Genomic DNA, 15,492 nt, shown 5'->3' with positions numbered 1-15,492 from the left:
GGCCTCAGGTGACGCGACGTCGCGGGCAGGGCCCCAGGCGACGCGGCCGGCCTTGATGACGACGACGCCGATGGTCTCGCCGTCCACCTCGTACTCGTCGAGCACGCGCCGGGCACCGGCCGGCAGTCACCGGCGGCCCGAGGAGTCCGGAGTCCAACTGCCGGGCCCCTTCAGGACACGGGTCGATCCTCATTCCACGACCTGCTGCCCCTCCGGCTGCGCGCTGCACGACGCGCGGAACGCGCAGTGGGCGCAGTGCTGGCCGGTCGTGGGGGTGAAGCGTTCGTCGAGTACGCGGCCCGCCGCCGTGGTCAGGAGCTCACCGACCCACTCCCCTCCCAGCGGCTCCTGGGCCTGGACCTTGGGGAGATCCTCGCCGCCCTCCTTCTTGGGCGCGGCCTGGCGCAGCTGGACGAGTTCCGCGCCGCCCGGCTCCGGGCGGCGGCCGTCGAAGACCTCGTCCAGCGCGCCTTCGCGTACCGCCAGCTGGTAGACGGCGAGCTGGGGGTGGTGGGCGACCTCGTCCTTGGTCGGGGCCTGCTTGCCGGTCTTGAAGTCGACGACATAGGCGCGGCCTTCCGCGTCCTTCTCGACGCGGTCCATGGAGCCCCGGATACGTACCTCGTACGCGCCCGCTTCCAGGGTGACGTCGAATCCGTGCTCCGTGGCGGCGGGCGTACGGCCGCGGTCCATGACGTGCCAGCGCAGGAAGCGTTCGAGCGCGACCCGCGCCTGTGTCTTCTCCTGCTGGGACTTCCAGGGGGCGTCGAAGGCGAGCGCGTCCCATACGGAGTCCAGCCGCTCCATCAGGACGTCGAGATCGGCGGGGGTACGGCCGGAGGCCACCTCGTCGGCCAGGACATGGACGACGTTGCCGAACCCCTGGGCGGCCGTGGCGGGCGCGTCGGCCTTCACCTCGCGCCCCAGGAACCACTGGAGTGCGCAGGTGTTCGCCAGTTGGTCGAGGGCGCTGCCGGAGAGCGCGACGGGCTGGTCGCGGTCGCGGAGCGGGACCGTGCTGTGGGTCGGCTCGTACAGGCCCCACCAGCGGTGCGGATGCGCGGCCGGCACGAGCGCCTGGCCGTCCTCGTCGCTGAGCGCCGCGAGCCTGGCGAGCCGGCGGGCGGCGGCGTCACGGAGCGCCGGGGACGCCTCCGGGTCGACGGTGGTGGCGCGCAGTTCGGCGACGAGCGGGGCGACGGCGAGCGGGCGGCGGGGGCGGCCGGTGATGTCCCTGGGCTCCACGCCGAGTTCGGTGAGGAAGCGCGAGGGCTGGTCGCCGTCGTCGGCCGGGGCCTTGACGGCGGTCACGACCAGCCGGTCGCGGGCGCGGGTCGCGGCCACGTAGAACAGCCTGCGCTCCTCCGTGAGAAGCGCGCCGGGGGACAGCGGCTCGGCCAGTCCGTCGCGGCCGATCCTGTCCGCCTCCAGGAGGGAACCGCGCCGCCGCAGGTCGGGCCAGAGCCCCTCCTGCACGCCGGCGACGACAACGAGGCGCCATTCGAGCCCCTTCGAGCGGTGCGCCGTCATCAGCCGTACGGCGTCGGGGCGCACGGCCCGGCGGCTGAGGGTGTCGGCGGCGATGTCCTGGGCGTCGAGCTCCTCCAGGAAGTTCAGCGCGCCCCTGCCGCCGGTGCGCTCCTCCGCGCGCGCGGCGGTGTCGAAGAGGGCGCATACGGCGTCGAGATCGCGGTCGGCGTTACGGCCGCCCGCGCCGCCGCGCAACGCGGAGCGTTCGAGCCTGCCCGGCCAAGGGGTGCCGTCCCACAGCTCCCAGAGGGCTTCCTCGGCGGTGCCGCCGCCTTCGAGCAGCTCGCGCGCCTTGCGCAGCAGCGCGCCGAGCCGCTGTGCGCCCCGGGCGTACGCGGGGTCGTGCGCCACCAGCCGCTCGGGCTCGGCGAGCGCCCGCGCGAGCAGCGCGTCCGACGCGGCGGGGAGCCGGTTGCCGCCGGCCCGCTCCTCGTCGCGCAGCGCCCGCCCGAGCCGGCGCAGATCGGCGGCGTCCATGCCGCCGAGGGGAGAGGTGAGGAGCACGAGAGCGGTCTCGACGTCGAGCCAGGAGGTGACGGGAGCGGCGGGCTCGGCAGACGCGGGCTCGGCAGACGCGGACTCGGCAGAAGCGGGATCGGCAGACGCGGGATCGGCATCGGCGGAATCACCGGCGGAGTCAGCGCCGGACTCGCCGGAGACGGGCCCGGCAGAGGCGGAATCCGCCCCGGTGTCGCCTCGTGGCTCGGGCGCGGCCTCCTCCTCCGCCGCGCCCTCCCCCTGTACCTCCTCGCCCTGTACGTCCTCGCCGCGTACCTCCGCGCCGCGTACCTCCTCCCCCCGTATCTCCGCGCCGCGTACGTCCTCCCCGCGTACCTCCTCGCCCTCCTCGTCCCGCGACGGTCGGCGGATCGCCGCCTCCGCCACCGCCCGCAGCGCCGTCAGCAGCGGCGCCACCGCCGGTTCATGGCGCAGGGGAAGGTCGTCGCCGTCGATCTCCAGAGGCACGCCCGCCGAGGTCAGAGCGCGCCTGATCGACGGGATCGTACGGCCGCCCGCACGTACCAGCACCGCCATGTCACGCCACGGAACGCCGTCCTCCAGATGCGCGCGGCGCAGGATGTCCGCGATGTTGTCCAGCTCCGTCGACGGCGTGGGGAACGTGTACGCCTCGACGGAACCGCCCGTACGCACCGCCGCCGGCTCGCGGTGCGTCCGTACCTTCTCTGCGGGCAGCCGGGGTAGCGGCATACGGCGGGTCAGCAACCGGGTCGCCGTCAGCAGGTGATCACCGGAGCGCCGGGAGGTGGTGAGGACCTCCACCGGCGCCGGCCGTCCGTCCCGCCGGGGGAAGGCGTACGGGAAGTCGAGGATGCCGTTCACATCGGCGCCCCGGAAGGCGTAGATCGACTGGTCCGGATCGCCGAACGCGACCAGCGTGCGCCCCCGGCCCGCGAGCGCGCGCAACAGCCGGACCTGCGCCGGGTCGGTGTCCTGGTACTCGTCGACGAACACCGCGTCGTACCGCTCCGTCAACCGCGCCCCGACGTCCGGGCGGCCCGCGAGCAGCACCGCGCGGTGGACCAGCTCCGCGTAGTCGAGCACCCCCTGCATGTCCAGGTTGTCCAGATACTCGGCGAGGAAGGCCGCCGCCGCCGACCAGTCGGGACGGCCCGTGCGCCGCGCGAACGCGGCCAGCGCGTCGGGGCCGAGGCCCAGTTCCCGGCTGCGGGCGAGCACGGCCCGTACCTCGTCGGCGAAGCCGCGCGTGGTGAGGCACGCCCGCAGCTCGTCCGGCCACCGGACGCGCCCGCGCCCCGCCCGCTCCAGATCGAGCTGGCCCGCGAGGAGATCGCGTACGGCGACGTCCTGCTCGGGACCGGAGAGCAGCCGTAGAGGTTCGGTGAAGAGTTCGGCCTCCTGGTGGGCGCGGATCAGGGCGTAACAGAAGGAGTGGAAGGTGGTCGCCTGCGGGCCTCGCCTGCCGCCGAGCCGGACCGCCATCCGGTCGCGCAGTTCCACGGCGGCTTTGCGGCTGAAGGTCAGCACCAGGATCCGTTCGGGATCGGCGCCCCGGCCGACCCGTGCGGCGACCGACTCCACGAGCGTGGTGGTCTTGCCCGTACCGGGGCCGGCCAGCACAAGCAACGGTCCGGTCTCGTGGTCAACCACCCCGCGCTGCGCTGCGTCCAGCCAAGGAGGATCCACCGGGACCGGCGGGGTACGCACCAGCCGGTACGCGCCCGGGGTCCGCTGCCGTACCCGACGGTGCGGGGTACGTCCGGTGGAAGAGGAGGAGCTCACGTGGTTCGCCGGTCCTGGAGAAGGTGCTGGTGGTGACGGTGCCGGAGGCGCTGACGGTGACCCGTGCCCCGGCCGGGGCGCGGGTGGCGCGTGCCGGTGACGCTACGCCGCCGGGCGACCGGGACGCATGCGCTCCGTTCCGCCCGCGGCGGCCGGTCCTGCGACGCGCTCCGCTCCGTCGCCCTCACGGGCAGCCGCGGGGGCGGCGCACCACCCGTCGCCCGCCCGAATGGCGGAAGCTGTCATATGTGAGTCCCCTCGCCCTCGTCCGCGCCGTCCGCGCCGTCCCACCGCGCCCGCTTCATATCCAGGCGCGGCATATGCCCTTCCGCGCTCCGCGCGGCCTCGCGCAGGGGCGTGCCCTCCTCGCGGTAGTGGTCCAGCGCCCTCAGCTCGTGTCCCGGCAGCAGCACTCCGTCGGACCTGACCACACGCCACCACGGCACGGCGCTGCCGTAGAGCGCCATCGCCCGGCCGACCTGGCGCGGTCCGCCCTCGCCGAGCCACTCCGCGACATCGCCGTAGGTCATGACCCGGCCGGGCGGGATCAGCTCGGCCACGTCCAGCACGCGCTCGGCGTAATCGGGCAGCCGCGCCATCTCGTCGGCCGTCCCACCCGCCGCCTCGCCTTCGCTCCTCATCCCGTCCATCCTGCCGCACCCCACCGACAGCCCCACCCGCCCCGGCGGTCCGGCCGCGACCGCTCATCGGAGCGTGTACGCGCGGTCACCGTATGTACGTACGCACACAAAGAGACGCATCTCGCGCGCCCGAGGTCCCCGCAATGCACCCTGATGCCCCCGTCTGTCGGCGGCTCGTGCCACCATCATCCCGGCGGTGACTGGTGATACGAGATCAAGAAGAGACGGATTCGGCAGAGGAGCGGGACGTGCGGCCTCCGGCGGCGACGCCCACCTCTGGCGCCGAGTCGCGCCCGGACGTGGACCACACCGGCTCCACCCCGGGCACCGGCCCCGCCGGCGAGCCCCATGACGGCGGCACGGGCGCCGTCCGCGCCGACCGTGTCTCAGGCGACGAGCCGCTGCTCTCGGCCCGTGTCCACCGCCCCTCCGACCTGCTGCGTCTGCTCATCGGCGTCCTCGCCATCGCGCTCGTCCTCGGGCTCTCCGCCTTCGCCCACGGCACGACCTCCGGTCTGGAACAGGACATCAGCAAGGGCACGGGCCAGGCCCCCGACCTGATGGTCAAGGTGGCCGGTCTGGTGTCGAGCATCGCCGTGCTGCTCGTCCCGGTCGCCTTCGCGATCGAACGGCTGATCAAACGCGACGGACTGCGGATCGCCGACGGGGTGCTCGCCGCCGTCCTGGCACACGGCGTCACCCTCGCCATCGACCTGTGGGTCGCCAGAGCCGCCCCGGAGTCGATCCAGGACGCGCTGACCCGTCCCCAGGCGGGCACCGGGCTCACCGACCCCGTCCACGGCTATCTGGCGCCCGTCATCGCGTATATGACGGCCGTCGGGATGGCACGCAGACCCCGGTGGCGGGTCGTGCTGTGGGTGGTGCTGCTGCTCGACGCCTTCGCGATGCTGGTCGCGGGCTACACCACACCGTTCTCGATCATCCTGACCGTACTGATCGGCTGGAGCGTGGCGTACGGCACGCTCTACACGGTCGGCTCGCCCAACGTACGCCCCACCGGGCAGACCCTGATGGCGGGTCTGCGCCATGTCGGCTTCCGTCCGGTCAGCGCGATGCGCGCCGAGGACGCCGCCGACTCCGCCGAGCAGGGCGACCGGGGCCGTCGCTATCTGGTCTCCCTGGAGGACGGCCCGCCGCTCGATGTCACCGTCGTCGACCGCGAACAGCAGGCCCAGGGCTTCTTCTACCGGGTCTGGCGCCAGCTGACGCTGCGCTCCATCACCACCCGCAGATCCATCCCCTCCCTGCGCCAGGCGCTCGAACAGGAAGCGCTGCTCGCCTACGCGGCCATCGCCGCCGGGGCCAACGCCCCCAAGCTGATCGCCACCTCGGAGCTGGGCCCCGACGCGGTCATGCTCGTGTACGAGCACCTGGGCGGCCGGTCCCTGGACTCGCTGCCGGACGAGGAGATCACCGACGAGCTGGTACGGGGCGCCTGGCGGCAGGTCAAGGCGCTCCAGTCGCGCCGGATCGCGCACCGCAGGCTCACCGGCGACGCGCTGCTGGTGGACCGCTCCGGCAAGGTGATCCTCACCGAGCTGCGCGGCGGCGAGATCGCCGCGGGCGATCTGGTGCTGCGGATGGACACCGCCCAGCTGCTCACCACGATGGGTCTGCGGGTGGGCGCGGAGCGCTCGGTGGCCGCGGCGGTCGAGGTCCTCGGCCCCGACGCCATCGCCGACTGTCTGCCGCTGCTCCAGCCGATCGCGCTCAGCCGCTCCACGCGCGCGACGCTGCGCCGGCTCGCCCGCGAGCGGTCGCAGCGCGAGCGCGAGGCGGTGCTGGAGGCGTCCGAGGCGAACAAGCGCGCCAAGGTGGCGGAGGCCGCCGCCGTGGACGGTGACCGCAAGGCCGTACGAAGATCCCTGCGCGCGGAGAAGCAGGCGGAGAAGCGGGCCATAGACGAGGCTCTCGACGAGGCGCGCGAGGAGGATCTGCTCTCCCAGATGCGCAAGCAGGTGCTGCGGATCAGGCCGCAGGCGCCGGTCGAGCCGGTCCGGCTGGAGCGGATCAAGCCCCGTACGCTGCTCAGTTTCATCGCCGGGGCCGTCGCCGCGTACTTCCTGCTCACCACCATCACGCAGGTGGACTTCGGCTCGGTGATCAGCCAGGCGCACTGGGGCTGGGTGGCCGCGGCCGTGGCGTTCTCGGCGCTCAGCTACGTCGCGGCGGCGATGAGCCTGCTGGGCTTCGTACCGGAACGGGTGCCCTTCCGGCGTACGGTCGTCGCGCAGGTCGCCGGTTCCTTCGTCAAGATCGTCACGCCCGCCGCGGTCGGCGGTGTGGCGCTGAACACGCGCTTCCTCCAGCGCGCGGGGGTGCGCCCGGGGCTCGCCGTCGCCAGTGTCGGCGCGTCGCAGCTCTTCGGGCTCGGGGCGCACATCCTGCTGCTGCTGTCCTTCGGCTATCTCACCGGTACGGAGAAGTCGGCGTCGCTCACCCCGTCCAGGACGGTGATCGCGGGTCTGCTGACGGTCGCCGTGCTGGTGCTGGTCGTGACGGCGATCCCGTTCCTGCGGAAGTTCCTCGTCACGCGGCTGCGCTCGCTGTTCGCCGGGGTGGTGCCCCGCATGCTCGACGTACTCCAGCGGCCGATGAAGCTGCTCACCGGCATCGGCGGGATGCTGCTGCTGACGGGTGTGTTCGTGATGTGCCTGGACGCCTCGATCCGGGCGTTCGACAACGGCAACCAGCAGCTCAGCTACGCGAGCATCGCGGTGGTCTTCCTGGCGGGCAACGCGCTGGGCTCGGCGGCGCCGACGCCGGGCGGTGTGGGCGCGGTCGAGGGCGCGCTGACGCTGGGTCTGCTGGCGGTCGGACTGCCGAAGGAGGTCGCCGCGCCCGCCGTGCTGCTCTACCGGCTGCTGACACTGTGGCTGCCGGTGCTGCCCGGCTGGCTGAGCTTCAGTCACCTCACGCGCAAGGGAGCGCTCTAGACAGACGAGCGGGCGAGCGGGCCGGCTGGCTGGCTGGCTGGCTGGCCAGAGCGGAGCGGGCGGTCCGTCACCGCGGGGACGCCGTCGGCCGCCCGGCCGCCCACCCGGCCCGCCGCGCCACCCGCATGGACCGCGGCCCCGAGCGGCCCATGCCGCCGGGGCGCACGATGGGTCCATGTCACACTCCCCCGCCCCCGCCGCCTCCCTCCCGTCCGCCCTGTCCGCTTTCTCCACGCGGCGCGCCCCGGCCCTGGCCGCCGTCACCGCCGCCGCCCTGCTGGCCGCCACGGGATGCTCGGGCACCGGCGGGACCTCCGCGCCGGGCAGCTCGCACGGCGGGAACACCCGGAGTACGGACAGACCCAAGGACCTGGCGACGCAGCGGCTGGAGTGGAAGGCGTGCAAGGCCCCGTCGGTCGCGGAGGGCGGCGGTACGGCCCCCTCCCCGCTGCCCGGCGGCGCCCGGTGGGAGTGCTCCTTCATGAAGGCGCCGCTCGACTACGCCAAGCCGGACGGCGACACGATCGATCTGGCACTGATCCGGGCCAAGGCCCGCGACACGAAGCAGCGCATCGGCTCGCTGATCTTCAACTTCGGCGGCCCCGGGGGGTCCGGCATCACCGGACTGCCGTCCTTCGCGCAGGACTACGAGAAGCTCCGCGCCCGTTACGACCTGGTCAGCTTCGACCCGCGCGGGGTCGGTGACAGCGACGGCGTGAAGTGCGAGAACGACAGACAGCTCGACGCGTACTTCGCCCAGGACTCCACCCCCGACACCCCGGCCGAGGTGAAGACCTTCACCAACGGGCTCGCCACCTTCGCCGCCGCCTGCGAGAAGCACTCCGGCAGCTCGCTTCCGTATGTCGGTACGACCAACGCGGCCCGCGACATGGAGCTGATGCGCAAGGTCCTCGGCGACAGCAAGCTGTACTACTTCGGCATCTCCTACGGCACCGAACTGGGCGGTGTCTACGCCCATCTCTATCCGAAGTCCGTCGGCCGGGCCGTCTTCGACGCCGTCGTCGACCCCACCCAGAACTCCGAACAGGGCTCGCTCGGCCAGGCGAAGGGCTTCCAGCTCGCCCTGGACAACTTCGCGAAGGACTGCATCGCGCGGGGCGACGCCTGCGTACTGCCCGGCTCCACGCCGAAGGAGATCGAGGGGTTCATCACCAAGCTGCTCGCGCGGCTGGACAAGCGGCCGATCGCCGGTATCGGCGACCGCAAGCTGACACAGACCCAGGCCACCAACGGCATCGCCCAGGCGCTCTACTCGAAGGACTTCTGGCCGTATCTGGAGCAGGGTCTCGACGAGGCCGACGGCGGCAGCGGCGCCCTGCTGCTCGCACTCTCCGACTCGATGAACGGCCGTGACCAGTACGGCAGATACAGCAACCTCCAGGCCGCCAACGTGGCCATCAACTGCGCCGACTCCAAGGAGCGTTACACGGTGGCGCAGACCGAGGCGAAACTGCCGGAGTTCCGCAAGGCGTCGCCGGTCTTCGGGGAGTTCCTGGGCTGGGGGATGATGAGCTGCACCAAGTGGCCGGTGCCGGGGCAGTGGTCCACGCCCGACGTCAGCGCGAAGGGCTCGGCGCCGATCCTGATCGTCGGCAACACCGGTGACCCGGCGACCCCGTACGCGGGTGCGCGGGCGATGGCCGACGCGCTGGGCAAGGGCGTCGGCACGGAGATCACGTACCACGGGCAGGGGCACGGCTCGTACGACAGCGGAAACCCCTGCGTCCAGGGGGCGGTGAACGGCTATCTGCTGGACGGAAAGGTGCCGGCCGCGGGTACGGTCTGCCGCTGACACGCCGGCCGGCGGCCACGCCCCAACGGCTCTCCCCACAACGGCCATTCCCGCCCCGTCCGGGCGCGAGCCGCCCTCGGTTGTCCTCGCACGCCGGACCGGATTGAATTGCGCCATGTCTCGCCGTACTCGGATATCCGCCCTGCTCACGGTGTCACTCCTGCTGACCGTCACCGGGTGCGGGAGCGGTACGGAGGACCCCCCGCCCGACGCCAAGGCGACCGCTGCTTCCTCGGCCCCGGCGTCCGCCCCGGCCGCCGGCTTCGCGCCGGATTCCGCCCCCGTGCCCGCGCTGCCCGCCTCCCTCACCGGACAACGGCTGGACTGGAAGCGCTGCGAGGCACCGCGCGCCGCGCGCGGCAGCGCGGCGAAGGCGCCCGGTTCCGGCTGGAAGTGCGCCACGATGCGGGCGCCGCTCGACTACACCGCGCCCTCCGGCGACACGATCGGGATCGCCCTGATCCGCTCCGAGGCCGAGGACAAGGCCAGCCGGATCGGCTCGCTCCTCTTCAACTTCGGCGGCCCCGGCGGCTCGGGCGTGGCCGCGCTCCCCACCGCCGCCGACTCGTTCACCACGCTCGGGACCCGGTACGACCTGGTCGGCTTCGACCCGCGCGGGGTGGCGGAGAGCGCCGGTGTGGTGTGCCGGAACGACCGGCAGACGGAGAAGTCCCTCCGTATCGACGCGACCCCCGACACCCCGGCCGAGGAGAGGTCCTTCCTCGCGGACTCCGCGGCGTTCGGCGCGGACTGCGCGCGCCGCTCCGGACCGCTGCTGCCCCATGTCGGCACCACCAGCGCGGCCCGTGACATGGATCTGATGCGCCAGGTGCTCGGCGACGACACGCTCAACTATCTGGGCTTCTCGTACGGCACCGAACTGGGCGGTGTCTACGCCCACTTGTTCCCGGCGAAGGTCGGACGGTTCACCCTGGACGCGGTCGTCGATCCGACGGCCGACTATGTGGGGCACTCCCGCAACCAGGCGGTCGGCTTCCAGCGCGCCCTGGAGAACTACTACAAGAGTCGGGGTGTCAGCGCGCAGGTGGGCACCGCGCGGGTGGTGCGGCTGCTTGACCGGCTCGACCGCGAGCCCCTGCGGACCGGTACGGGACGCAGGCTCACCGAGAGCCTCGCGCTCACCGGCATCATCAGCCCGCTGTACAGCGAGAGCAGCTGGCCGTCTCTGACCGACGCGCTGGACGCGGCCGAGGGCGGTGACGGAAGCGGGCTGCTGCGGCTGGCCGACGCGTACAACGACCGCGACGCACAGGGCCGCTACGGCACGGCCCAGCACGCGCAGCGCGCCATCTCCTGCGCGGACGTCAAGGGACGCGTCACCGCGGCGGAGGTCACGTCCCGGCTGCTGTCGGACTTCCGGAGGGTGTCGCCGGTGTTCGGCCCGTATCTGGCCTGGGATCTGGCCGGCTGGTGTGCCGACTGGCCGGTGGCCGGGGAGCACGAGACTCCGGAGGTGTCGGCGCCGGGCGCGGCGCCGATCCTGGTGGTCGGCGGCAAGGGCGATCCGGCGACGCCGTACGAGGGTGCGCGGCGGATGGTGGAGGAGCTGGGCAAGGGGGTCGGGGTCCTGCTCACCTTCGAGGGCGAGGGCCATGGCGCGTACATCACGGGCAATCGCTGTATCACCGGCGCGGTGGACGAGTACTTCCTGCACGGCACGGTCCCGGCCACCGGGAAGAGCTGCTCGTAAAGCAGGACCCGCTGCTCGTCGCGGGACCGGCCACGCGCAGCGAGACCCGGACCGGCCGCGCGTGGCGGGACCGGCCGCGCGTGGCGGGACCGGCCGCGCGTGGCGGGACCGGCCGCGCGTGGCGGGACCGGCCGCGCGTGGCGGGACCCGGGACCGGCCGCCCGTCGCGGGATCCGGGGCCGGCCGCTCGATTCGGGACCCGGCCGCGTACGACGAAGGGGCCGACGTAGGAACGTCGGCCCCTTCACCCGTATCGGTGTTCCGGTCGGTGCGCCGGGTCTCAGTAGACCGGCTTCTCCGGCTCGATCTGGTTGACCCAGCCGATGACTCCGCCGCCGACGTGCACCGCGTCCGAGAAGCCCGCGGACTTCAGCACCGCGAGGACTTCCGCACTGCGGACACCCGTCTTGCAGTGCAGGACGATCTTCTTGTCCTGCGGCAGGGTCTCCAGGGCGCTGCCCATCAGGAACTCGTTCTTCGGGATCAGCTTGGCGCCGGGGATCGAGACGATCTCGTACTCGTTCGGCTCGCGCACGTCGATGATCTCGATGTTCTCCTTCTCGTCGATCCACTCCTTGAGCTGCTTCGGAGTGATCGTCGAGCCGGCCGCCGCCTCCTGGGCCTCCTCGGACACGACGCCGCAGAAGGCCTCGTAGTCGATCAGCTCGGTGACGGTGGGGTTCTCGCCGCAGACCGCGCAGTCGGGGTCCTTGCGGACCTTGACCTGGCGGTACTGCATCTCCAGGGCGTCATAGATCATCAGCCGGCCGACCAGCGGCTCGCCGATGCCCGTGAGCACCTTGATCGCTTCGGTGACCTGGATGGAGCCGATGGACGCGCAGAGAACGCCCAGCACGCCGCCCTCGGCGCAGGAGGGAACCATGCCGGGGGGCGGCGGCTCCGGGTAGAGGCAGCGGTAGCAGGGGCCGTGCTCGGACCAGAACACGCTGGCCTGGCCGTCGAAGCGGTAGATCGAACCCCAGACGTACGGCTTGTTCAGCAGCACGCAGGCGTCGTTGACCAGATAGCGGGTGGCGAAGTTGTCCGTGCCGTCCACGATCAGGTCGTACTGCGAGAAGATGTCCATCACGTTCTCGGCCTCGAGCCGCTCTTCGTGAAGGATCACATTCACATAGGGGTTGATTCCGAGGACGGAGTCACGCGCGGACGCGGCCTTGGACCGGCCGATGTCGGCCTGGCTGTGGATGATCTGACGCTGCAGGTTCGACTCGTCGACCTCGTCGAACTCCACGATGCCGAGCGTGCCGACACCGGCCGCGGCCAGGTACATCAGAGCCGGGGAGCCGAGGCCACCGGCCCCCACACACAGCACCTTCGCGTTCTTCAGCCGCTTCTGCCCGTCCATCCCGACGTCCGGGATGATCAGGTGACGGGAGTACCTGCGGACCTCGTCGACGGTGAGCTCGGCAGCGGGCTCGACCAGGGGTGGCAGCGACACAGGGACCTCAACAAGGGGGTTGGTCGGTCAATCAGTACGGTTGTTCTGCCTGTAACACTGCCACGGCCCTTCTCATTCCGAGACACCTGGTCCGACTCGCGAGACGATTTCGTCCCAGAAGCCGGGCAGTGTCTCGAATGACCCGTTACGTGATCCACCGCGTGCCCCGTTGCGCGGGCTCGGGCCGACGCCATCACCCGTGTCGACGCGGTCGGTGCGGTCGGTGCGGTCGGTGCCGTCCGTAAGGTCCGTGCGGTCGGTGAAGAAGATCGTGCCGGCGCCCTGCCAGCGCGCGATCCGTATCGCCTCCTCCAGATGACCGCGCGGCACCCCGTGGACGAGATGGGCGAAGCGCTCCGGCGGGTGGTCGGCCGTCCACGCCGCCGCCTGCGACCAGCGGTAATCCGCCCACCGGCCGCGGAAGGTCACCAACTGGTCGGCGACCTCCGCGTATCCGGGGTACGGATGGACCCCCTGGCCCAGCACGACGAACCCGCCGTCGAGCACCGCCCCGAGGTCCGCCGTCGTCCGGCGTAGCGCCGGCAGGTCGGCGCGGCCCGCCGGGCACCGGTCGAGAAAGAAGCCGTCCACGCGGTACCAGTCGAGAAACCGCCGGGCGTCGGAGACCAGTTCCCCGGCGGGGCGGGTGCCGTACGCCAGGTCGAGATGGCCGAGCACCCTGGACCCCGCGTTGGTGAGCCGGCCCGCCGCCGCCAGACAGTGCGGGTCGGGCCGGTCGCCGGGGCCGTCCGCGACATTGAGGACGGCCCAGTGCAGCGGGGTTCCCGGGCGGGTCAGTTCGGCCCACTCGACCGGCGCGAGCAGCGGGTGCGCGTACCCGGGAACGCCGATGCCGAGCCGGCCCTCCTCGGTGGCGGAGAGCCGGCCGCCGGGTCTGGTCAGATACGGCACGCCGCCTCCATCCAGATATCGGCGAGTGACTCCTCCAGATTGATCCGGGGCCGCCAGCCGAGCCGGTCACGTGCGGTCCGTACGTCGGCCTGCTGCCAGCTGCCGCAGCCGTCGGGGTACGGGAACGGGCCCGCGCCCAGCTGTTCCGGCGCGGTCTCGCCCCGGGGGGCGCCGACGGTGGCGTGGCCGGCCCGCATCGGCCCGGGGGGCAGGTCCAGTTCGTGCAGGGCGCCCGCGTACCCCGCGACCCTCGCCAGTACGGCGGCGGCGTCCCGCAGCCTGACCGCGCGTCCGGTGCCGATGTTGACGACGCCCTGGGCGGCGGAGAGCGAGGCGGCGTGCACGGCGCGCGCCACGTCGCGTACGTCGACGAAGTCGCGCTGCACCCCCAGGCCGCCGAGCTTCAGCTCACCGTCGCCCGACTGCATGGCGCGGCGCATCGCCTCGGCGAGCCGGCCGAGCGGCGAGCCCGCGGGGGTGCCGGGGCCCACGGGCGAGAAGACCCGGAGCACGATCGCGTCGAGCCCGGACCCGAGCACCAGCTCGGACGCGGCGAGCTTGCTCACGCCGTACGGGCCGCCGGGGCGCGGTACGGCGTCCTCGGCGGTGGACGAACCGTGCTGGGACGGGCCGTACTCGGAGGCGCAGCCGAGCTGGACGAGCCGGGCACCGCAGCGGCTGCGGCGCAGGGCCTCGCAGACGGTGGCGACGGCGACCGTGTTGTGCCGGGTCAGCTCGCGCGCGCCGCCCCGGGTGGCTCCGGCGCAGTTGATGATGACCCCGGGGTGGACGGCGTCCAGGAAGCGGGTGAGCGCTCCCGGGCTGCCGCCCGCGAGATCGAACCGTACGTCGGCGTCGTCGCCCCGGCCGAGCGCGGTGAGGTGGACGGCGGGGTCGGCGAGCAGCCGGTCGGCCACGAAGCGGCCGAGGAAACCGTTGGCACCGAGCAGCAGGACCCTCATCGCGCGGCTCCTCTGTGCCGGCGGGCCGGTGCGGGGGCCGCCGCTGCGGCCCGTGGTGCGGATTGCGGAGTCATCTCTGGCTTCTCCTTCACGAGGTGGTGCTGAGGGCTCAAGGGGTGCGCCGGCACCCGCGAGGGGGCGACGGTGGCAGGGGCGAGGGGTCCGGGCGCGGCGTCTCCGCGAGCGGAGACGAGGGCGGGGACGGCGAGGGCGGGGACGGCGAGGGCGTCACGGCCGGGCAGGCGGCCCGCCGGTACGGACGTGCGGGACAGGGCCTCCGGGGCGCGGGCGGTGGTGCGCCCGGTGGCGGCTCCGCCGACGGCGGCCCCGGGGGATCTGCGGGCTTCTCCGCGCCGGGCCGGTACGGAGAGGAGGTGGGCGCACCGGGCGGCGGTACGTACGGCGAAGGCCGGTGCGGCGAGCGGCGCGCGCAGCGGTCCCCGGCGCGGGCACGCGCAGGGCGGGCCGTCGAGTGCGGGGGCCACCGCCATGCCTATCGCCCGTGGGCCGCCTCGCTCGGACATGACGCTCCCCCGCTCCGGCGTACGCCCCCACGGAGACGGGGTGGTCACCGATGGCGTGGACGCCGACCGGCTCGTCCGGGAAGAGCGGGGCGGCCGGCCGGCCGGGGAAGGCCCCGGGCGGGGCGCGTACCGGCGCATCGTGCGCGCCCCCTGGTCCGTGCGCCCGCGGCGCGCCCGGGTTCGTGGGGCAGGGCGCGCGCCGTCGTGCGCCGTCCGCCGCGACCAGCGGCGATCCGCCGAAGAAGCGTTTGGCCAACAGTCCGGGCAGCAGGTCCGGGCCCCCGGACGCGGCACGGCCGGGATCAGGCACGGCCACGGTGCGCACACTCCGGCGTGCGCCGGGGGTACGGCAGGCGGCTTCCGCGTGCGGGACAGCCGGCGGTCCGCCGAGGCCGGTTCCGTGAAGCGCGCCGCGAACCGGCGCCGGTCGCACCAGCGCCCGGACTCACCTGTCGCGCACGAACAGCCACCGTACGTAAGCGGTACGAGCCGCACGAGCACACCCCCGATCTCCCCTGTGAGCGGCCGCCGTTGATCCGGCGACTCGCAGCGGGACGACCGTAAGCGGATAAGCCGGTGGTGGGGGGGGGGGGGGGGGGGGGGGGGGGGGGGGGGGGGGGGGGGGGGGTGGGGTGTCTGGGGTGTGTGTCTGGGTGTGGGTCGGGTTGTGGTGGTGTGGTTGGGGTGTGGTGGTGTGTGTGTTCTGTTGGGTGGGGTGGTT

The 15,492-nt window shown here is 73.1% G+C and carries 9 protein-coding genes; 3 read left to right on the top strand and 6 right to left on the bottom strand.

The annotated features are described in order from the left end of the window. Window positions 1-189: 189 nt before the first annotated feature. Window positions 190-3,792, bottom strand: a complete 3,603-nt coding sequence (locus ACIOGX_RS35770) for an ATP-dependent helicase (protein ID WP_401918902.1) — start codon at window positions 3,790-3,792, stop codon at window positions 190-192. Between the two features lie 242 nt (window positions 3,793-4,034). After that, the gene (locus ACIOGX_RS35765; protein WP_356512382.1) at window positions 4,035-4,433 is read right to left on the bottom strand and encodes an MGMT family protein; all 399 of its coding nucleotides are present in this window, start codon (window positions 4,431-4,433) and stop codon (window positions 4,035-4,037) included. 248 nt (window positions 4,434-4,681) lie between these two features. Here ACIOGX_RS35765 and ACIOGX_RS35760 point away from each other — a divergent pair, with 248 nt between their 5' ends. The 3 genes from ACIOGX_RS35760 (at window position 4,682) to ACIOGX_RS35750 (ending at window position 10,914) form a co-directional block, all read left to right on the top strand. Continuing rightward, complete coding sequence (locus tag ACIOGX_RS35760; RefSeq protein WP_401918900.1) at window positions 4,682-7,390, top strand: lysylphosphatidylglycerol synthase domain-containing protein; 2,709 nt, start codon at window positions 4,682-4,684, stop codon at window positions 7,388-7,390. 175 nt (window positions 7,391-7,565) lie between these two features. Next, complete coding sequence (locus tag ACIOGX_RS35755) at window positions 7,566-9,203, top strand: alpha/beta hydrolase (protein ID WP_356512386.1); 1,638 nt, start codon at window positions 7,566-7,568, stop codon at window positions 9,201-9,203. A gap of 115 nt (window positions 9,204-9,318) precedes the next feature. Next, entirely contained in the window at window positions 9,319-10,914 is a 1,596-nt protein-coding gene (locus tag ACIOGX_RS35750; RefSeq protein ID WP_401918897.1) for an alpha/beta hydrolase, read from the top strand. Window positions 10,915-11,194: 280 nt separating this feature from the next. Here the strand turns inward: ACIOGX_RS35750 and moeZ are convergent, their stop codons facing one another. The 4 genes from moeZ to ACIOGX_RS35730 all read right to left on the bottom strand — a co-directional run bounded on the left by moeZ (window position 11,195) and on the right by ACIOGX_RS35730 (window position 14,771). Then, window positions 11,195-12,373 carry an adenylyltransferase/sulfurtransferase MoeZ gene (gene moeZ, locus ACIOGX_RS35745; protein WP_129770464.1) on the bottom strand — a complete coding sequence of 393 codons (1,179 nt, stop codon included), beginning with the start codon at window positions 12,371-12,373 and terminating at the stop codon, window positions 11,195-11,197. 72 nt (window positions 12,374-12,445) lie between these two features. Beyond that, window positions 12,446-13,285 (bottom strand): spherulation-specific family 4 protein, encoded by an 840-nt coding sequence (locus ACIOGX_RS35740; protein ID WP_356512390.1) that lies wholly within the window; start codon window positions 13,283-13,285, stop codon window positions 12,446-12,448. Then, window positions 13,273-14,247 (bottom strand): NAD(P)-dependent oxidoreductase, encoded by a 975-nt coding sequence (locus ACIOGX_RS35735; RefSeq protein ID WP_129770466.1) that lies wholly within the window; start codon window positions 14,245-14,247, stop codon window positions 13,273-13,275. The genes ACIOGX_RS35740 and ACIOGX_RS35735 overlap by 13 nt, the downstream gene beginning before the upstream one ends. Then, window positions 14,244-14,771, bottom strand: a complete 528-nt coding sequence (locus tag ACIOGX_RS35730) for a hypothetical protein (RefSeq protein WP_401918895.1) — start codon at window positions 14,769-14,771, stop codon at window positions 14,244-14,246. The genes ACIOGX_RS35735 and ACIOGX_RS35730 overlap by 4 nt, the downstream gene beginning before the upstream one ends. Between the last annotated feature and the right edge of the window lie 721 nt (window positions 14,772-15,492).

The sequence above is a fragment of the Streptomyces sp. NPDC088147 genome (genome assembly GCF_044741565.1).
Classification (GTDB): Bacteria; Actinomycetota; Actinomycetes; order Streptomycetales; family Streptomycetaceae; genus Streptomyces.
This window is presented reverse-complemented; position numbering and strand designations above follow the sequence as displayed.